The 21660-nt window shown below is 33.3% G+C and carries 11 protein-coding genes; all 11 read right to left on the reverse strand.

Going from position 1 to position 21660, the window contains the following annotated elements; genetic code table 11:
- Positions 1-473: 473 nt before the first annotated feature.
- A complete protein-coding gene (gene sodA, locus GIY03_RS00900; RefSeq protein WP_457913835.1) occupies positions 474-1094 on the reverse strand; it encodes a superoxide dismutase [Mn] in 621 nt (206 codons plus the stop codon).
- Between the two features lie 1797 nt (positions 1095-2891).
- Positions 2892-4415, reverse strand: coding sequence for an apolipoprotein N-acyltransferase (gene lnt / locus GIY03_RS00905; RefSeq protein ID WP_457913836.1), 1524 nt, complete (start codon positions 4413-4415; stop codon positions 2892-2894).
- Positions 4412-5296, reverse strand: a complete 885-nt coding sequence (corC, locus tag GIY03_RS00910; protein WP_457913837.1) for a CNNM family magnesium/cobalt transport protein CorC — start codon at positions 5294-5296, stop codon at positions 4412-4414. Before corC ends, lnt begins: the two co-directional genes overlap by 4 nt.
- Before the next feature lie 60 nt (positions 5297-5356).
- Positions 5357-5848, reverse strand: a complete 492-nt coding sequence (ybeY, locus tag GIY03_RS00915; RefSeq protein WP_457913838.1) for an rRNA maturation RNase YbeY — start codon at positions 5846-5848, stop codon at positions 5357-5359.
- 7997 nt (positions 5849-13845) lie between these two features.
- Positions 13846-14079: an HPr family phosphocarrier protein gene (locus tag GIY03_RS00920; protein ID WP_457913839.1), complete on the reverse strand. Its 234-nt coding sequence runs from the start codon at positions 14077-14079 to the stop codon at positions 13846-13848.
- Complete coding sequence (gene rapZ / locus GIY03_RS00925) at positions 14025-14879, reverse strand: RNase adapter RapZ (protein WP_457913840.1); 855 nt, start codon at positions 14877-14879, stop codon at positions 14025-14027. The genes GIY03_RS00920 and rapZ overlap by 55 nt, the downstream gene beginning before the upstream one ends.
- Before the next feature lie 1318 nt (positions 14880-16197).
- Entirely contained in the window at positions 16198-16659 is a 462-nt protein-coding gene (gene ptsN / locus GIY03_RS00930; protein ID WP_457913841.1) for a PTS IIA-like nitrogen regulatory protein PtsN, read from the reverse strand.
- A 1401-nt stretch (positions 16660-18060) separates the two neighbouring features.
- Positions 18061-18786 (reverse strand): LPS export ABC transporter ATP-binding protein, encoded by a 726-nt coding sequence (gene lptB, locus GIY03_RS00935; RefSeq protein WP_457913842.1) that lies wholly within the window; start codon positions 18784-18786, stop codon positions 18061-18063.
- Positions 18787-18811: 25 nt separating this feature from the next.
- Positions 18812-19333: a lipopolysaccharide ABC transporter substrate-binding protein LptA gene (lptA, locus tag GIY03_RS00940; protein ID WP_457913843.1), complete on the reverse strand. Its 522-nt coding sequence runs from the start codon at positions 19331-19333 to the stop codon at positions 18812-18814.
- Positions 19314-19880 carry an LPS export ABC transporter periplasmic protein LptC gene (gene lptC / locus GIY03_RS00945; protein WP_457913844.1) on the reverse strand — a complete coding sequence of 189 codons (567 nt, stop codon included), beginning with the start codon at positions 19878-19880 and terminating at the stop codon, positions 19314-19316. The genes lptA and lptC overlap by 20 nt, the downstream gene beginning before the upstream one ends.
- A gap of 546 nt (positions 19881-20426) precedes the next feature.
- The gene (gene kdsD, locus GIY03_RS00950; RefSeq protein WP_457913845.1) at positions 20427-21410 is read right to left on the reverse strand and encodes an arabinose-5-phosphate isomerase KdsD; all 984 of its coding nucleotides are present in this window, start codon (positions 21408-21410) and stop codon (positions 20427-20429) included.
- Positions 21411-21660 lie beyond the last annotated feature (250 nt).

A 21660-nucleotide genomic window follows, 5' to 3' on the forward strand; every position in this document is an offset into this window, starting at 1 on the left:
GTTAACCTCAAGTTCATTATCTAGAAAAGCTGGGATACAGCATCTCTGTCTCTTATGTAAATTTTACTGTTAATTAATTGTATACTTAAGATAAAGGGGTTTCAAAAAATTAATAATACGGTAGTAGATACTAGGATGAGTCGCTACTTAGCGTTTATGCGCACTCGTAAAACTCAATTATATATCAGTGAAAATATAATGAGTATCTAAAATATGCAGATATAGCAGATATAATAAGTATATCAGAGATTTTAAATCTAACCTATTCGTGCTGTTGTTCATGAAATAGTAAAATAGAAGAGCTTTGATTAATATCTTATTAGGTACTGGTACTAGATAGAGTTTTGCTATTATTATTTTTAAGAGGATCATTGATCATATATATTGGTCAACATTATTTAATATAAGGTAAATTTTAGTAGATTTAAAAGAGAGATGCCCGCGTTACGGGCATCCTTAGAAAGGGCTGCAAGTTATGTTTTTCTGGAGAAACGTACTGCAGCAATATCCCAATTTACCACATGCCAGAATGCCTGAATGTAGTCAGTTCTTTTATTTTGGTATTTTAGGTAGTAAGCATGCTCCCATACGTCCAGGGCGATAATTGCGACACCTAAATTTCCAGTTATTTCTTCACCCATTAAAGGACTGTCCTGATTGACGGTAGATATTACAGCTAGTTTATTTCCTTGTAGTACCAGCCACGCCCAACCTGAACCAAAATGGGTTGCTGCTGTTTTTTCAAATTCTTTTTGAAATTGCTCAATACTGCTAAAATCACGTGCGATAGCCATTTTTAAATCGCCGGACAAGGTAGTTCCAGTTTTTAAAGTATTCCAAAAGAAGGTGTGGTTGGCATGACCACCAGCATTGTTTCGCATAAAGGTACGTTTATTAATTGGTACTTTATCTAAATTCTTGATCAATTCCTCAACGCTATATTTAGCCAGCTCTGGATAGACTTCTAGTATGCTGTTGGCATTGTTAATATAAGTCTGATGATGCTGAGTATGATGGATTTTCATTGTCTGTTTGTCAAAATATGGTTCTAGCGCGTCATAGGCATAAGTTAGTGGTGGTAGTACATAGCTCATGATTATTATCTCCAATTAGGTATGGGTCGTGAAAGATGCGTGTTTTAGGATTTTATCGTATATATTAAGTATTAAATCTGCTTTTGTATACTTTTGTATTTAATTTTCAGGTGTGTATTGTAAGTCTTATAACATTCCTTGATCGTTCTAGATAGATGTTGATCCTGGGCTATTAACCTGATAACTAATGTATATATTTAGTGGTTGTTATGTATGTATATATGTAATGTTGATCGTAACAAACTTGGTGATTGCGAATTTAACTGTATAGTAAATGCCTTAAGTATTATATGACTTATATTGATATTTTTAGGATGCGATTAAACATTTAGCAGACAGTATAGGGAACACAGTTATAGTGACTGTATTAACTATAAGTTAACTAAAATTATATTTACAATGATTGATGATACTTGCTTGTTAATAACAATTATCTATTAAGGAATAGAACAATTTATTAGCTATCTAGAAGAGAATAAGAATTTTCGTGTCTCTGTAAGAGAGACTGTATTAAAAATACAATATTAGTGAATAAAAGATATTCCATAGTCTTTTAAAAAACAAAAACTACAACATCACTGATAACTTTATTGTATCAGACTTATGTATATTCGTATATTTATAAAAAATTTTAATGATAGTCAGTTGATAACAGAAAATCGAAGAGCTAAAAGTCATATGACTATAATTATAGACACAGTTTATTGACTTCATGCGTGATGATTCTTTACTAACTATTTAAGCTATTGTGATGTAAGCTAATGAATAGCTACTATGTATCTATTATATTATTATAAGAATAACCACAAGACCGTACCGTAGTTGTACGCACAAAAGTCGCTTAGTATGAGCATCAATGGTAGTACGATAATACAAGAGATGTTTACAGTATCTTAGAAATAACTCAGATACTAGATTGCGCATAATTGGAACAGTTTATATATTTACATCCTTCATTAAATATAAAAGGCAACATTAGAATCTAGTTATATGTCACTAGAAAATTTGAGGCCAACGCAATATATAGCAATCGTGCCTTGTTTAAGCATCAAAAGTACATTAAAATTAGCAGGTCCAATCAGTATTGGAATTCACGATCATGACTAACTAAATAGTTTAATAGTATTATTTCATATCGTAATCAAGAGTTTTATTTAATAATGAGAATGTAACTATTATTTTAATGCAGGAATTATCAGTGTATAACATAGATGAAGTACGAGCGATAGTTATAAAAATTTAACGATGTGCTTCATGTCCTGAAATTGTATTTCATTTTATGAAAAATTTATGTTAATAATTAAAGTACGGTGAAAATCATGCTCTTGTACTGCATGGAATCTTTCAATGGGGACGGTATTATTTATTCATAATGTATAACTAAGATTTGGTAAAATTATCGAATAAGATACAATATGTTTTTTCTAAATTATTACGGAAATCGTAATAAATTAATTGAGCATATAAGAATTTTAAAAAAATTCATACTGAATTAAAATAGCTATTTAGTGTGATATTATAATAGTGTAAATAACACTAGATTGCGGCTCATTTAATTAATAGCAATATACATTTTATTAGGATAATTCTTAGAATAAGAGAACAACAATAATAAAAACTTATCATTGATAAGTTTAAAAGTGACAGTCTTTCAAGACTGTCCAGCGTTAATATTTAATATATAAATCGTGTAATGCTTGAAAAACCATATAGATTCGTATAAAGTAATTGTTCAATAACTCATCAAATCATAAGAGCAGGAAGACAGGGTAAAGCTACTTTTAAATCTGATTACTTTCAATAAAATCTAAAATACAGTGCACAACCACCTAGTAATAACGTAATAACCCATAGCGGCATGCTACCGAACTGTGCATAAGGTGTAATGCCTGTGGTTGGAGTGACATTTACCTCTAGAACATGCCTCGTAAACTGTGGAATTTTTTTTATTATTTCGCCGTTAGCATCTATCACTGCAGTGATGCCATTATTAGTGCTTTGCAACAAGGGGCGACCCAACTCTAATGCGCGCATACGTGCCATCTGTAAGTGTTGCCATGGGCCAATAGAATGGCCAAACCAAGCGTCATTGGAAAGAGTGAGTAAAAAACTAGTGTTTGGGCGAAAATTATGACGCAATAGTTTTCCTAATATGATCTCATAGCAAATAGCAGTTGTAATATAGTAACCTTTAACATGTAGTTGTGGTTGGGCTTTCTCTCCTTGACTGAAGGAGGGTATCGGAAGATTCAAGCACAGTAATAACGGCCGAAGTAGCCTGTCTAAAGGTAAAAATTCACCAAATGGTACTAGATGGTGCTTATTGTAGCGCTCTGTAGCTGGATAACTATAAGGTATAGGCGCGCCTAATACGATAGCACTATTATAAATCTTCTCGCCTTGTGAAGTAGTATGTATATCAAGAATACCGGTGATTAGACTGCTGCTTTTAGCAGCGATCTTTTCATCTATCATGCTTAGAAAATTATTTTGATGTACTTCATAATCTGGGATAGCAGATTCTGGCCAGATAATGATCGATGCTTTGCCTATATAAGGAAGGGTGTGATTCAGATAAATTTCTAGCGTGTTTGTCAGATCTGTCGGAGACCACTTCAGAGTTTGGGGAATGTTGCCCTGCACTATTGCAACATTTAGCGCTTTTTTTGGCAACGGAGTAAACCAAGACCATGGGCCTAATAGATAGGGTAAGAGTAAAAGTGTAATGGCAAGTATTGCAGGTCCTATGCGGTGTTTGTTGATAGCAAAAACTAACAGGCCAGTAATGATCATTAATGTAAAGGTGACTCCATCAACACCGAAGATTGGAGCGAGACACTTTAATGGACCGCTAATTTGACTATATCCAAATTGCAGCCAAGGAAAACCAGTGAGCACTAAGCCTCGTAAGAATTCTGTAATATGCCATAGTATAGGAGCTGCGATCGTTAGCCGCCAGAAACCGGTATATGGCCAAATGTACGATAATATTCCGGTAAATAGTGCGGTATACAGTGATAAATAAGCAACAAGTAATGTTAGTAAAAAAATATTAATAGCAAATGGCATATTACCAAAATTGATAATACTAATATATACCCAATTAATACCACTACCAAATAGCCCGAGCCCCCAGTATAATCCGAGTATGGCAGATTTTTTAGCAGTGCAAGTTAAGGTAATAGATAAAAGACCAAAGAGTGAGATAATTGCTGCTGGCCAAAGATCGTAAGGGGAAAATGCTAGCGTTCCGCTAGCACCAGACAGTAATGCGAGCAGGGTGCGAACTTTTTGGCGTTTGAAGTAAATCGCTTTAGTCATGTAAGAGTGATTTTGTTTAATTGTGGTAATATAGAATTATCTGGAATTTTTACATGCACCTGAATAATACGTCGGCTGTCGGCTATCGTGACTTTAAATAAATAACGCTCAATTTCAATAGTCTCTCCTCGTGTTGGTAAGTGACCAAATGCTTGCATAACCAAGCCTCCAATAGTATCAACTTCATCATCGCTAAAATAGGTGCCAAAGATTTTGTTAAAATCTTCAATCGGCGCCAGTCCACGGACAGTGTAGGTATGGCGACTTAATTGCCGGATATCTAGATCCTCGTCATCATCGTATTCATCTTCAATGTCTCCGACGATCAGCTCTAGAATATCTTCAATAGTTACTAGACCAGATACACCACCGAATTCGTCAATGACAATCGCCATATGATAACGCTGAGATCGGAATTCTTTAAGCATTTGATTGACACGTTTACTTTCCGGTACCTCTACTACTGGCCGTAACACTTTATCTATGCTGAATAGCTCAGAGTTAGCACGCATAAAAGGTAGCAGATCCTTGGCCATCAAAATGCCTTCAATGTGATCTTTATCTTCACTAATCACTGGGAATCTCGAGTGTGAAAATGTAACAATTACATCTAGAAATTCTTCAAGCTTTTGCTTATGCTTAACTGTTATCATCTGAGAGCGAGGGATCATAATATCGCGTACGCGTTGGCCTGTAATATCCATTACACCTTCTAGCATGTCTCGAGTATCAGGATCTATCAAGTCGTTTTGCTCAGAATCACGAATCAGCTTTACAAGATCGCTGCGATTTTTGAGTCCACTATGAAACAACTGGTGGAGAAGAAGTGTAACAAATCCTTTTTTTTGATTATGATTACTTAATGAATAGTCGTCGTTCATGGAGTTTAGTTAATATTACTGATGTAAGAGTGAATGGTATCATCGGTACTAATTTTATTATTAGCTACCTAGGTAACGGATACCCGCCGAAATTTTTATTAAGTATGGATTATGATAACCTAGTTCGTGCATAATTGCGGTTTCTAAAGACTCCATTTCTTCGGCTGCATTATTTTTGATATGATTATACCCTAATAGATGTAGACTTCCGTGAATCACTATATGAGCCCAGTGTGCCTCTAGACTTTTTCCTTGTTCAATTGCTTCCTTTTCAACCACTTGTTGACAGATAATGAGGTCGCCAATTAGTGGAAGAAAAATGCCTGTTGGGTTTTCGAACGGAAAAGATAACACATTAGTTGGTTTATCTTTACCGCAATACATTAGATTGAGCTTATTACTTTCAGCCTCGTTTACGAGGCGTATTGTTACTTCAGATTGTTTTTGAAATTGTGGTAGAATAGCTTCTAGCCATCGTTGAAAAGTAGTTTTATTGGGAAGACTGTGACTATCTGTACAAGCAATCTGCAAATCCAAAATTACCTGACGCATTGTATGTCCTATTGCCAAATGATATTCACTGCGGACTAGTATAGCTTATAGACCGTATCTTTTTATTTTAATGGTCAACGCATACTAACTACTTTGCTTAATTTCATTGAATAATTACTTCAATGTATTTGAGTCAAGTTTTATAATGCAAGCTTATTTGAAGTAACATTACTTAGTGTTTAACAACAAAATATTGTCCGGTGAGATAGCTATCTAACTGTATTTAATGATATGTTATAGAATAAATAGTATATTACCTACTAAAATATCGGTAGTTAAATCAAGCAATAGTGGTTGATTGACTTGATTGTTTGTTAGTATTGTCTAGTCCTGCAGTCAGTCTACATAGCAGGTAATCCGATTTATCCAGGGATAAAATACACCTTCTGTATTATAAGGTGAGGTTAATAGCTGCCATATAATTTGACGATATTGATACTGTTGCGTATGTAATGCTATCGAATTATATTGCTCAATGTAATGCTCTAGGTTTGGTGAATACATGATGTTTATACAGGTATGACTTCTGATTTTTTCTAGTGTCTAGGTTGACTATTTGTTAATCATGTAGTTAGATGATCACTGTATTTTATGTTAAATAAGTAGATAATGAAGATACTCGATGTTTTTGTTCTTGATATTCTGTTTTAGTAATACGTAGGTTACCTTAAAGATCTCTTATGCTATTCAATTATATGTATGTGGTAATCTAGATTGATCGCTAACACCGTAAAGTTAAGATATGTAATTATATCTATAATACCATAACAGATGCTCAAAGATTTATCAACTTATACAATTATGGCTAAGTAGTTAGCAAGACCAATCTGTTATATAGTGAATAAGTTTTATCTGTATAATATGACACCGCTATAAAACTTCTATTTTCTTACGTAAGTTTACTAATATTTAGATATCTGTTGATACACTGATAAAGGCACACTTTATAAAGAAGAGTTTTAATAATCATATGTGAGTCTTATTTTTATGAGGTGAGTGGCATCGCTTTATGTGGTTGTATTATTTTTTATCGCAGTATCTAAAATAAAAAATTAAGCACTGCGTTGCTGTAGAGGTTAATATGGCTTTTATCATCATAAAATTTTTTTATTCAAACTAAGTATCTTAAATGATTATGGGTATTCAAAGTACTGAACAAATACGTTTATCTTAAAAGTAATTACTAGAACGGTGATAGTTATTTAGTGTATCGTTACATTTAAGCAAGCAAATTGCTATATCTAATGAGTTGCTTTATAGATACGGCTAATTAAAAATATAAGCTTAATAAATGTACAGATTTATTTTATATATATCACAATATTACGCAGTTAGTGTGTATCCTATGTATTTCTAGATTGCTAAACTGATTCACCTTACAGCAAGTCTACGAAGTTTATTGTACAGTTTGTTCGAGACAATGCTTCAATTTTATAGCCCCATTATTATAGGTGTTTATAATGAAATGATTAGTGCATGGTAGGTAAAAAGCGCAACTGCATTGTAATACTTGCGAATTTGTGTGATTTAGCAGAATGTATGGGTACTGTTGGCTGTTATTCATGAATATTATCAGGTGTTTCTACGTCGAGTGCCTGTGCATAATAAATAAATACACCGGAATCTGGTATCCATATTAATGTTATCGAGCAGTATTATAGTCTGTTCAAAATTACTTTGTAAGACAATGCCTAATAACCTAACTAGGTTAAGATATGCTTATAATATTCAGGTATTAGAGAATTTTTTTTGGATAAATTTTATTTATAGCTCATTGAAAGTCTATACGACGAAGGAACATAATAACCACCAGGTGCCAGAATAGTGTCAAGATATACATCTCGTCGTTGTAGTTGGTCATGCGTTACTTGCTAATATTTTAGCAGAATCAGCCTGTTTATATAAACATCGCATGACTAATTTAGCGAGCTTGAGCAAAATATTATTTTTGTTAGCTTACGTATGTATTATAAGTACAAAGAACAATACAGAAGGTATAATATTAGTTAACATTTTATGCTTGAAATAAAAAAAATAAGGGTTTTGTATATATTTTCGGAAGTTAAGGATATTTTAGCTTTTTAAAAGCTAATGTTCATAATTAAGTTACGAGTCTTTTGTGCTATAGTGGATTATTTAGCACGTGATGTAGAAAATTTTAATATAAACACATATCCGCTAACGTTAAGTGATTATAAAGATGCTTATTATTCATCAGAGACTACATTGCTGTTTACATCAATGGTTATCACGGGTGTTCTTACAATACCTTTCATTATCATAATATAGCGAACAATCATTTTTTGATTATCCAAAAATCTCGTAGGTGTCTGTAGTATAGTATAGTAGTTTTATCGATTTCCCTGTCTCTTTGAGGTCAAAATGTACTATGCAAGAATTACTTATTTTATGAATTATATTAATTTATCTAGTCACTGTAGACTTAATATATAACATTAACGTTGTTAATATCCTATTCTGCAATATGAACATATAACATGTTATTTAACCTATATAATGTGCTGGGGACGACTACTATTGAATAGTAATATGACAGTGCTGAAAATCCTACATTCTAAAACTTGATCCAAGATTTGACGCACTCTAGATATATTCTATACTTGTGCAGGCTAAAGATATTTTTTAAACGAAAAGATAATGCAACGTATGGTACATTATTAAAAATAATATGATATGATTGTAGTAACGGAGAAATGATTAGAAAAGTGATAGCGCTCGGTTTAGCTTAAGTAGGATGGCTGAGATGATTGTAGCGAAGATACAACAGCTGTTTTAAAAGAACAACATCTGGGTTTAGTATTGCTTCTATTAATTGCAGCTTAATAAAGTTGTTAAAGTAGTGATGGATATAAGATAGCTAGCGGTTACGGTAATGCGTATAATAACGTATCTGCAGTGCAGTATAGAAACTTGAGAGTAAAAATCGCCTTGCGTGGTATCCGATATAGCTTTTTAGCTTACTGTGGCTAGGGTTTATAGTCGAAAACTGATTTTTGCAATTGGTATTATGGTAACAGTTTCATGGTGTAATAATCTGGTATTAGGCTGTTATCGCATTTACATTTACTCCAACAAACTAATAAATACTAGCGTTTAACATTAAGCACTACAGAAATGCTTAAAGCATATTGGATTATTGGGATTGATGGTGCGTAATCATAAATACGTCACTTCGAAGGGATGAGTATGAAATATCCAAAAGTATCCTCAATTAAGCATGCTTATAACTATTAATACTGAAGATCTACAATATCGTATTATTTGTTAGCAGTTTTCCTATCCGGGCGATGCGCTTTCCTACTGTTACGTGATCTGTAAAAACTAGTATAGGTGCGATAGCCAGTAACGTATTCGTTAGCGATAAGCTATATCATTATTACCACTTGATAATGAAATTACTCAGATATTTCCAGTTTACTTAGAAGCAATAAAAAGTGCACGCCACTAGCTGATTTCCGTTAGTGTGTCGTCATGCATGAAAGTTAACTATAATTACTAGGGTTGGTATTTTGGCTATAATACGCGGTATACATCGTTCATCCACTGGCAGTGGCGGGCGTTAATCTAGGTTACTAAAGTTTATATGTCGTATTGCAGGTTTTATTTGCAGAAAAGCAAAGGGTGAGGATTAGAGCTAAGAATCTATTCTGATTTTTCTACCAGCACCGTCTAAATAACGTGATCATGTAGGGTAGTATATTTTAAGCGTTTTTAGTGATCATCTGATACTAGTAAGCCTAAATAAGCCACTTAGTCTTGATGACTGGAAAATCGCATGGTATATTAAAAATATACGTATTAAAATCCATGTAAAAATCCTAATATCAATGAACTATACTAGCATGCTGTCAGATTTAATGTGTGGATTTTTTATCTGCTAAGCGCACGATTCATATAAGTGTTTAACGATTAATACATATAGCTGCTTTGACGTTAATTCGACTCAGTGCTTGTGTTAAGTCAAGTAGGTTACTAACTCATTAAGAGTGTTATTAGTGCCTGATAATCAGTTATGGAAAGACCAGAATATACTTGATACATTAAGAGATAAATATTACCTGTCTTAGTTGTACTGTCCTCAGTGTTTTCAGAAACTTATATAACACATAGATATAGTATAAGTATATATAATGTAAATTATAGTATATTTCATTGAATACCTTTTAGATAGCGACACAGTAATTATTTTCTTATGTTTGAACATGTTACACGCTGTAGTTTTAAAATTGGGCTTAGTTGACAATATATAAAGGAAAATAGCAGTACTCAATATGTATCTTGGTCGCCTAGTATTACTAGTGCTCTATCGTTATCATTTGTTTTTTAAAAGATCATATACATCTTTTATGTTTTCCAGTAGGTTCCTACCTGATAATTTTAAACGAGCAATGTTCGTTATTTAAGGTATAATGTGCTCAGCGTATTATCTTGGTTACATCATTTTAAATATATTGTGTTTATAATATTTCGCAAAGCATGATGTTCACTGATATGTATCAGTTGTTTTCCTGGAAATGAAGCTCACTATATATCATCTGTGTGCTATGCTTCATATATGCACTCTCAATAAATAGGATCTTTTTGTAATATTTAAATTTTTCTCTATATGTAGATTTGTATGTTTCTACAGAAATCTATTATGCTACTGCGCTATATTCATAAGGCAAGCTATACGATTGACTTACAGAAGAAACTTTTCTGTGTAGTGATTGATTGCAATACAGAACAATGTAGTAAATAAATTATTAATTATTCACTAGAAAAAGAATTCTTTAAATATCTTTCATTATATTAGCTATCAGATACGTAATAATTTATATAGTCTATGTCACATCCATACATTTTTAACACCCTGCTTGTCAGCTTTATATTGCTATGATTTAAGTATGTGCAACATATTGCTATATAAAAAAGTTATGTAGGCGAAAATCCGGGTTAATCATATTAACTTTTTTAGATCTTAGAAGTTATTAACATCACTTTATGTAATTGTATGATCTTTTATCGAGAAATTTATAATAGAGAATGCAAATGTTCTTTTCTATCTTTATTGCATGTTGCTTTATAGTTATAAAGATAACGTTTGATTATTAAAAAATAAAGCATCAGTTAATACTGAGAAGCATGTGCTTTAGCATCATTCATATGAATAAGAGTATGAGGCATACATGAATTATGAGTCAAATTAAAGAATTTTGCACAGTTAGGATTCCGGTTTAACTGAGGTATAAGAGTCACAAATTTCTCGCACCATCAATCTTCGTCACTCACTAGAATTAGTGAATTAAGTAAATATATCGATTAATAAAGTAAATATATCGTTTAATGTATAACAAATATAACAAGTGGTAAACTATTAAGATGATATATATGAAATGTACAGTGACTATTGTCTGATTTAAATCGATATATTACCATCAAATATTGCTTAATATTGTATAGTATATTAGGAAAATTTATGTTTTACGACTGTATTTTTAGCGATATTTGTAGAGACTGCGCAAATAGTACCCTTCTCTTCTTAAATGTTGCTTTCTGCTACTATTTGACATCGAATAAACTCTATTTAGATAGTAAGCTGGTATAGCGTGGTTGTAGGTGCCACCTTACTGTTTTGCTTATTAAAACAGGTAGGCAGTTTCATTCCTCTACTTATTATGGCTGTTATTTTTTACTAATGATCTTTGTCTCACCGTAGTTTCTAGTTTTTCGTTGAACCTGGCAAACATCCCAGTGTAGATGTTACTACAGTAGTATAAGAACATTATGATATTAATTCAAGTCACTTGAGCACTCTACTGTACTTCTGTACTATCTATCCTATTTTACTACTTTATAGTGTAGTCATCACTAATACTGTTAATAGTTTTTTGTTCACCAACCAAGTATGCAGAGACCTCCCCGCGTGTTGCTAATGTTGATCTTAATTGTTGCGTGAATGATCATCGAGAATTGTAGTGACAAACGTTTTGAAAGTTATGAACATTCTACTGCTTACATTTATTGTTATATAAATATTTTTAGCTCTATATCTAATTCTTAACTTGGAAGATTGTTTTTAAGAATATCAGCGTAACTATTATTAATCATTTTATCAGAACCCGCTTACTTATGATTCTATAGCTTGCGATCCTAGTTATAATTTTCTTTGTTAACCATTCACCAATGATTTTCTGCTTTTGCAGTTGCTGAGCGTAAAATACGCAATAGATGCCGAGGAAATGTTTACGAATTTTAGCTTACACTCATATCATGAGAGTGATGATTATAATTTTTTATATTTAGCTGCGTTCTTAGTTTGTTGCTAGAAAATTTGTAAAAGTTAAAACACAGAATGTTTCTATTTTGTCTGATTTGGTCAATCATATTTACAACTCAACAATTGAGTATATTTAGCAATTATTGCCTTCGTCGTTATCACTAAATCCTCTTTTTGTCACTATTTCGGTGTATGTGAAAGTTTTAATGGACTGATAGTAAGATGAATAAAAGTAATAAAAATATCAACACTCTAGCTAAATTGTATTGCCGGAATCTTTATTTTAATGACCACATGGCTTGTAACTATCCTCAAACTAGTCTGCTAGCACGATTAAGACTCTCGGGGCTACAATAATCACTACACTATTATTCTTAATCCTACTATACTCTATCTATGATTGCTTTTTATTGTACTCAAGTATAGTAGTAATATGAGTAATGTGTTTGTGCTTATTACGGGTTGATTGCTGTCTCTACATATTTTGGTCTGATTAGCGTTGAAAGAAATAAAGATATATTTACAATAAAGTTCATTAATTTGAATATGCATTTCTTAGAATCTAAAAGTTATCATGAGTGCTGTGTCAGTGTTCTGTATAGCCTCTCTCTATACTCATCATTGTCTCGAATGATTAGAATTTTGGTCTTTTCTTTTCATTAAATTTGTTTCCACTGGATAATTTTATCTTCTAAGTTTTTACGTTATCTAAAATGCTTAGACAATAAACACGGGAGTTGAATAAAATATATATTGCCTAGTGCATCGGTTAAAGAATAGTGCAAGTGTAGCACTACCGTTAAATCAATTCAGTTTTTACTCGATTAGATGCGTTGAATATCAGAATTATGGAGTGAGTTTAACTATCATGACTTCTAATTGACGGTCAAGAAACTGCAGGATTTTAACGTATTTGTTTCTCCTAAGTGTGTAGTGTTTCGTTAAAATCGGTAAAATTACTGTTTCTTTATGAGTCATATGTTTAATTAACAACTGACTTTACTCTAGAGATAAAAATTATAATAAACGCAATGTTAACGATTCCCGCATTGTGGCTTTTGTCATGTAAGCTTCTTATGATTACCGTGCATAATGTAGTGAATCTCGCATTTAGCTCATTGGCTTAGTCTAAGCTTACCGTTGTAGATAGTGAGTACAATAAATATGAAAATTCAATCTTGTAATACAATCTCGTATCATGCTATTAGCGTCGTGTATTATCAAAAATGTTATGTGAACTTATCTCATATGTACAGTAAATTTTTTTAGAGTGCATTATTTATTTGAATATTGTATATATGTTTTATAACTTTATGCTTTAAGATATTCAGATATTATTAGTAAGTTTTAATCGTTTTTATTGGCTTGTGAAACAAAAATCATTTTATTAAAAATGACATCTAGCGTAGTTTATGCATATTGTAGCTTTCATCAATGTAAATTGCATATTATATTGGGTCAAGACTGGTTGTTATATTATGTTACTTTTAAATATAGCGCTTAATGTTTAATATATTGTTCTTATCTACGAGGTTTTGAAGAAAGTAGAATTATTTAATTGAGATAGTCACGCGAATGTATATTTAGAGAAGCGCGGATGAATAAGGATGCAATGCTTTTTAGGTTGTAGTCTTTTATAAGAATTGGAAGTGCAAAATTTAATAATAGCATCCAGAGAGTTTCTCTCATTTACACTGGCAGCTTGGATTATGATATCTTAACATTGCTTAGAATTTAACATTAATATTGTGAGCGTGTTCCTAGTCTTAGCTTCAGTGTCCTTATTATTATAGAGTAATATCTCAGCATGGAAATTTTGTATGAGCTTGAATAAGTTCGTTGCTGGGTGGATGTGTATATCCGTATTATTTATGATTTTAATGATTTTTTTAATTGTCAGTATTGATGTTTCTCTAGCGCGCGGTGGCGAGATTGTACGCTTTTGCCACACGAGCGAAAATAATTAGCTAGTTTCTCCGCTACGTAAACTGAACGATGTTTACCACCAGTACAGCCTATTGCTATTGTTAAATAGCTGCGGTTATTATTTTCTAGCATTGGAAGCCATTTTTCCAGATAGCTATGTGTCTGATAAATAAAGTTATGCACTTCTGTATATTGCATCAAAAATGATGCTACCGGTTTATCTAGACCAGTCATCTGTTGCAGCATAGGGTCCCAATAGGGATTTGGCAGAAATCTTACGTCGAATACATAGTCGGCATCGATTGGGATGCCGTTCTTAAAGCCGAAGGATTCCAGTACTATGGTCAACTCACGTTCAGGCTTACCGAGAAGGCGGTTACGTAATATTTTCGCCAGTTCATGTACTGACATTTCTGAGGTATCAATAATTAAATCTGCCCATGATCGTAACGGTTCAAGTAAGTCTCGCTCTTTATCAATAGCGCTTTCTAGTGATAGATTTTTTTTAGAAAGTGGGTGCAGTCGCCGTGTATCACTATAGCGACGAATTAACGTATTTCGGGTAGCATCTAGGAAGAGTAGGTGTGGTGAATAGCTGCTAGGTAATTGAGTGATAGCATATTTTAATGTCTCCGGTGAGACCGGCATATTGCGCACGTCAATGCTCACTGCAGCAGAGTTATCGTGCTTTGCTAGTGTATTGGCAAGTTGAGGTAATAATACTATCGGAAGATTATCAACACAATAAAAACCCATGTCCTCAAGTGCGCGCAAAGCGACTGATTTCCCTGAACCGGAACGGCCACTGACAATCACCAGTACCATCTGGTAACTCTCCTCTTATTTACGTAACTTATATGGTAGCTTAGTCAGTGCTGACTCTTTACCTGACCAGTTTATATATGATCTTTTGATTTTCTGGATATTTAATCTCTATAAGCTTCATAGGATCGTATGTTATCGTATGATTTGATATTTATAGGCTATAGTGGTTTCCGATGTAGTCAGCTAATACTAGCTTATTTAATTCCTTCTGAGCTCTGAGCATTAAACGTTGCTCTATTGGTCTTTTATTTTAACAGTTCTCTTGTTAACTGATACTGCTCTTATGTAATATTGCTCTAGCATTTACTGAATTTCTAGTGATTATAAAAACCTTCTTGGCTTGTAGAGTACTATAGTAAGCGACTACAAAGGCTTCTATGTTATTTATTACATTTTTGTAATTAGCACGAAAATTTAATAAAACAATATTGTTAAGATCATCTTCAGTATGGCTTAGTTTGTACTAAGTTGTATATAAATGATATGACTGATTAGATAGATATCGCGCCATCGCCGAATAATAATACTTAAGAACATTTAAGGTGTTACGATATCTATATCTCTGGTTTGTATTTTTAAGATAGCAAGTCAGCGATTACTAGCTGTTCATGCACTAAAAGTAGGCAATCAACAATGCATTATAATCTTATAGCAGCGGTATAAGTGATGAGGCATGCTATACTTCTGGTGATAACGGCAAGGCTAATAGCGCGTTGCAGACTTCTTTTAGTCGAACGCATTAAAAAACACATGCAGCATTTAATAGATTGATTTTACCATGTGACTGTTGATTACTACGATAATAAATGTTAAAAATTTAGCACAGGGATATGATCCAATATCATGTTTTTATGTTTATTTATTACTGAAATTATTGAATAAGTTTGATATTAAATGTGTAGTAGAGTTTTAGGATTGCATTGTTTTTTAACATCTTACTGCTTGAACTTGTTCATTTTATACTTGATATGATTAAGGATTTTGGTCAATTTGAGTATTTCTTATTGTGATCCATTACAGAGGTACCTAGTCCTAACATTGATGTTAGAATAATTTAGATTGATAGCTTGATCTGTTGTGCTACGAGTGTGCTCTTCCTTCAGAAACAAGGTAGAGTTAAGTTGTAATATAGCAATACAGTTTTTTAATTATTAACTGACTTCTAACCATTATAGATCAATGTAAACCCTAAATATGGGTAGTTGTTGCAGTATGCAATAATGTCAATACAATAAATATTGTTATTCCAGCATAGAACAGTATCTATTCGGGAATAATGATGCTTGCTATATTGACAACAGTTCGCGTTAACGCATTATCACTCAGTGATAACTTGATAAAGTTCTGCGTCATTTTGTGCCTCGCGTAGACGACGGCAGATAGTTTTATCGGCCAAGCGTTTAGCAACTAACGATAAGGTGTGTAAATACGTTTTGCACTGCTCCGTTGGCAATAATAACGCAAATAATAAATCAACTGGTTGGTTATCGATCGCATCAAATGCAATAGGGTGGTTAAGACGTATAAAGACACCCATAGATTTTGGTACAAACGCCTCTAATTTACCATGGGGAATAGCGATACCATTTCCGATGCCAGTGCTACCCATGCGCTCGCGGGTAAGCACTGCATTAAATACTACTAATGGAGGTAGGTTGAGTTGAATAGCCGCCAGCTCACTGATAATCTCTAAAGCTCGGTTTTTAGTAGTGCAATGTACTGCGCTTTTAGTGCACTTAATGTTTAGCACTGAGCTTAATTGTCTATATTCGTTGTTCATTTTATTTTCACTTAAAACGACGGAGCTAAAGAATATCATAGCAAAATGATTTTTCGCCTATTTTCACTCTGATTACCGTATAGAGTAGTTTCTGATAGGTAGAGCATTCATTATTGGGGCTACCTAAAGCAAGGTTTTAGATGAAAGTGTTGTAAAATTTCAGTATTTCTTGAGTTTATCTTTATATTGACTTAATTAGTACGCTCATTTTAGATTGTTTTGGCACTTACTATGTATACGTAATGTATTTAAAGAAATAGGCAATGAAATATGATGATGTTATTTTTTCTCTTCATGTAAGAGTATCTCTATATCTGAAAGTATTTAAATACATATCCTAAGAATACAAGTTTCCGGAGAGACTAACAATATATCACTATATAACTATCTAAAAGAATGTATATTATTTCGTAATTGAAGTAAGAGAAAGGAAAGATAATATATATGTAATATGCAGTATACAGGATATAGGTTCTATCTCCTAAAATAGAGACGTAATTTTGTTTAGATGTATTGTAGTTTAAAGAGTTTTTTTATTTATAATTTAAATATATTTAGATAATACAGCCAAAAAATAATGTTGGAGTTTAATAAGTGTATTCGTGAGAAATCAGAGTAATGGCGCACTAATATGAATGTAGCATTTAATATTCTTCAGTTATGTAACGATGTCTTCTCTTTAAGAGAAAAATAAGTCATTGTTTACATTGCTTTGATTCTGAGATAGATACAGCATTTTAATGCTAGGCTAAAATACTTTATATTAACGCCATTCCTTTGTAAAAAAGTGATCATGTATGGTTGCTACATAATAGTATGGCTGGATTTATTGTTGAATTAATGATGTAGTACATTACACATTATTGTCAAAGATGTTTTGTATACTGATTTTAGCATGCGCGTCATAAACAATGAATATTGTAACACAGTTATACTATGTGACTAAGCAGAACGTTCTGAGTACATGATATGTAAAATTATTGTCCATATATTTTATGGCTTTCATAATATCTAAAAGTTCCAAAATTCATTAATTCTTGATGCTCTTGGAAAAGATTTCTGTTACTAATTAAAGATACAGCAAGTCACTTCTAGTAAGGAATTCAACTTTTGCTCTTAGATTTTTATCTTATTCTAGTTGTTAAGATTTTATACCTTTAAGGTTGTTATAGTGTATGCATTTATTAAATCACGTAGAATACTCTTCTTATGAAGAGTAGATTGCTTGCACGCTGCTTGTCTCTTTCTCTAAAATATTCTCCTTCAAACTATGATAATAAAAAATAGTTTATTATGATTGAGGATTGCTTAGTCAGCTCTTAGCTAACGTTAATTAATAAGTTTTATGTTATAACCTTCAGGTTGCGTTTTTAACGTTCGTGTTGTATGTTCTGCTACTACTCATAGGCGAAATTCTTCACCTAAATAAACGCGTTTCACCTGTTCATTAGTCAAAATAGCATGTGGTGTACCATGGGCAATTAGTTTACCTTCACTAACAATGTAAGCGCGCTCACATACATCTAGTGTTTCTCTGACGTTATGGTCAGTAATTAAGACGCCTAAATCAATGTCACGTAAGTGACTAATGATTTTTTTAATATCGATTACAGAAATTGGATCAACGCCAGAGAATGGCTCATCTAATAGAATAAATTTTGGTTTAGCAGCCAGCGCACGGGCAATCTCGACGCGGCGGCGTTCACCGCCAGATAATGTTTGGCCTAGGCTTTTGCGTAGGTGGAGAATATGAAATTCTTTCATTAATTCTTCGGCGCGGTTAACGCGATCTTTATTGCTGAGATCAGCACGCATCTCTAATACTGCCATTAAGTTGTCAGAGACATTCAGGCCACGGAAGATCGAAGCCTCTTGCGGCAGATAACCGATACCACGGCGCGCACGAGCGTGTAGCGGAAGCAGGCTGATGTCTTCTGTATCCAGTACGATACGTCCAGCATCGTGCTGAACGATGCCTACGACTATATAAAAGGTAGTAGTTTTCCCTGCGCCATTTGGCCCTAATAATCCAACGATTTCACCTGTTTTTACCTGCAGACTCACATCTTTAACAACTTGACGCCCCTTATAGGCTTGCGCTAGATTTTCTGCGATGAGTGTAGCCATAAATGATGAGTTACTCCTGTGTTTTTTATTTTTTGTTTTGCAATTGAGACGGCACTAAAACTGTAATTACACGTTTACCTTTATTACTAAATGCTTGTAATTTTTGTTGTTTTACTAGATAGGTGATAAGATCGCTTTTTACATGATTGTCCCATTGTCCTAAACAAGCATCACCTGTTAAAGTCACAAACTGTGTTGCTAGATCATAATGTATTTTATTAGCATAACCTGTAATTGGTTTACCGTTATCTTGTAGTTGATAAAAAGTAACTGGATTGCCAAATGCTTCAATATAAGTTTTTTTTTGATCGTGATGCGGATAGGTGGCTAGCACCTTATTTGCATGAATATTAATAGTGCCTTGTTTGATTATTACGTTATCGCTAAATATGCTGATATTGTTCTGTATATCCAGGAAATGTTTGAGTGAGTCAATCACGATTGGCTGATTAGCGTCGGATGTACGTGCTAGGACAGCTGTCATAATAAAAAAAACTACACTTGCAATGAACAGATTTTTAAGTGTTTTATTGATTTTTAATTTCATATGTTGTTTGAACCTTATTAATCAATTCAGCGGTTTTTTCTCGAAGATTTCCATGCATTTTCATCCCACTAGAAGTAAAGTGTGTTCCATAAAATATTACTTTATCATTAGAGGATACATCTTGGGTCCTCAGATTAACCTGAGCGTTGTCAGTTTTAATTTTTTTTAATTGCAAACTAGCAATTAAGCTGTTTACTTTTACATGACCGTAAAGATATAATCTATGATGATTAGTTAATTTAGCGCGATCAGCATATATTGACCACGTTGCTAACGTATTCTTATTAAAAAGTATTACCACTGGTTCAGTAAACCAAGTTATTTTACTTGTGGCATAATACTGCATATTTTTTGCAATTAACTTATAGCTGAGCTGACCATTTGAATCATAAACTACGGTGTTTGTACACTGACTTTGATATGTAGGGGTCTTATTGTTAGTTGTATGTAGTGTGGTATCATTATTGACGTCTGCGATATTCCAACCAATTAGTGTTAGCATAATTATGGCTAATAATAAAGTTAGCCACCGTGTTATTTTGCTCATATCAATAATTTTCTAGTTATCAAACTGATTATCTTGAAAAGCAGTCTATCTTATAGGTTGATTACTGATCTTTGGCTACAAGAAAGCAGGCAATATAAAAATATTAGGCGTTAGTACAGTGTATATTATTACGTTAATTCTAACACTTACTTACATCCTGTGCGATTATTTCATTAGAATGGATGCCGATATATTGCATATAATTAGTTATGCATAACCACTGGTATGTGGGTCTAAAATACTAAGAGATTAATAGATTATTGTTGTTGCAGATAATTTAATACGAAGGAACGCACTAAATTATAGCAGTTGTTAAAAGACTAGTAATCAACATTTATTTAACATTACACGATGTTCAGGAATTAGATGCTGTATCTAAGTCCCATGTTAGTATTTTGATGCTACGGAAGGTTTTTATAAGATTCAATCTTTCAATAGTTATGTCATAAAAATTAATTGTCTAAAGGATTTGTCTGAAATGTATTGTGATTTTATATTTTACTAACTGATAACAGATAATCTACTGGATACATCTTGATATCCTCATTAAACAACGCCTGTTCGTAACATGTCATGCATATGTACTACACCTAGTAACTGATTATCATTTGTAACTAGGAGAGCAGTAATTTTATGACTTTGCATTACGTTCAATGCGTCTACTGCTAGCATATTTGGCGGTACTCGCACACCGCCTGATGTCATGATACTAGTAATTTTAGCATCGTTGAGGTTCATGCCAAGTTCACATACCCGACGTAAGTCGCCATCAGTAAAAATACCTAAAATATGCATTGCATGATTACAGATCACTGTCATTCCTAGTTTTTTTAAGGTGATCTCCACTAGCGCATCGCGTAGCGATGCGCTAGTGGAGACGTATGGTAGTTCATCACCGCTGTGCATAATATCCTGTACTTGCAAAAGCCGACGGCCAAGTGCACCTCCTGGGTGAGACAACGCAAAATCTTTGGAGGTAAATCCGCGAGCTTTTAGTAATGCAATAGCTAATGCATCACCCATGACGAGGGTGGCAGTAGTGCTCGTAGTTGGTGTTAGACCTAATGGACAAGCTTCCTGTGGTACCTTAATACATAGATGGATATCGGCTGCCTTACCTAGTGTACTCTCCGGATTATTAGTCATGCAAATAAGCTGTATTTTTTGGCGTTTTAATACTGGGACAAGTGTCAAAATTTCATTTGATTCGCCTGAATTAGAGATGGCAAGCACAATATCTTGCGTAGTAACCATGCCTAGATCTCCATGACTAGCTTCTGCAGGGTGTACAAAAAAAGAGGAAGTACCAGTGCTTGCAAAAGTAGCAGCGATCTTGCAACCAATATGCCCAGACTTACCCATGCCCATTACTATTACTTTTCCGTGGCAGGCGGCGATGATTTTGCATGCATTGCTAAAGCCTGTGTCAATATAGTAATTAAGTTGAGCTAATCCCTCACGCTCAATTTGCACCACTTCTTTGCCAACCTTCTGAAAATCAAAGCCTGGCGTCAATTGAAATCGTAACATATTTACCTCCCTAGCGATCACTGAATGTACTGAGAGGATAAAAAGAACTACCGCATGAAATGCGTAACATACCTGTAATTGCTACACACTATATCTTTATATGGGATAACACATATTTATGAAAATATAATTAAATTACATAAAAATATAGAAGCTAATACCTAGCCTCTTCCATCATAAGTTATAAGGCAAAAGAGATATAGTAGCGTAAAAGATTGTCTTATATTTTTTGAAGGAAGACACGCGACAT

Origin of the sequence: Candidatus Gillettellia adelgis, from assembly GCA_020541285.1 — a bacterium.
In the GTDB taxonomy this organism is placed as follows: Bacteria; Pseudomonadota; Gammaproteobacteria; order Enterobacterales; family Enterobacteriaceae; genus Gillettellia; species Gillettellia adelgis.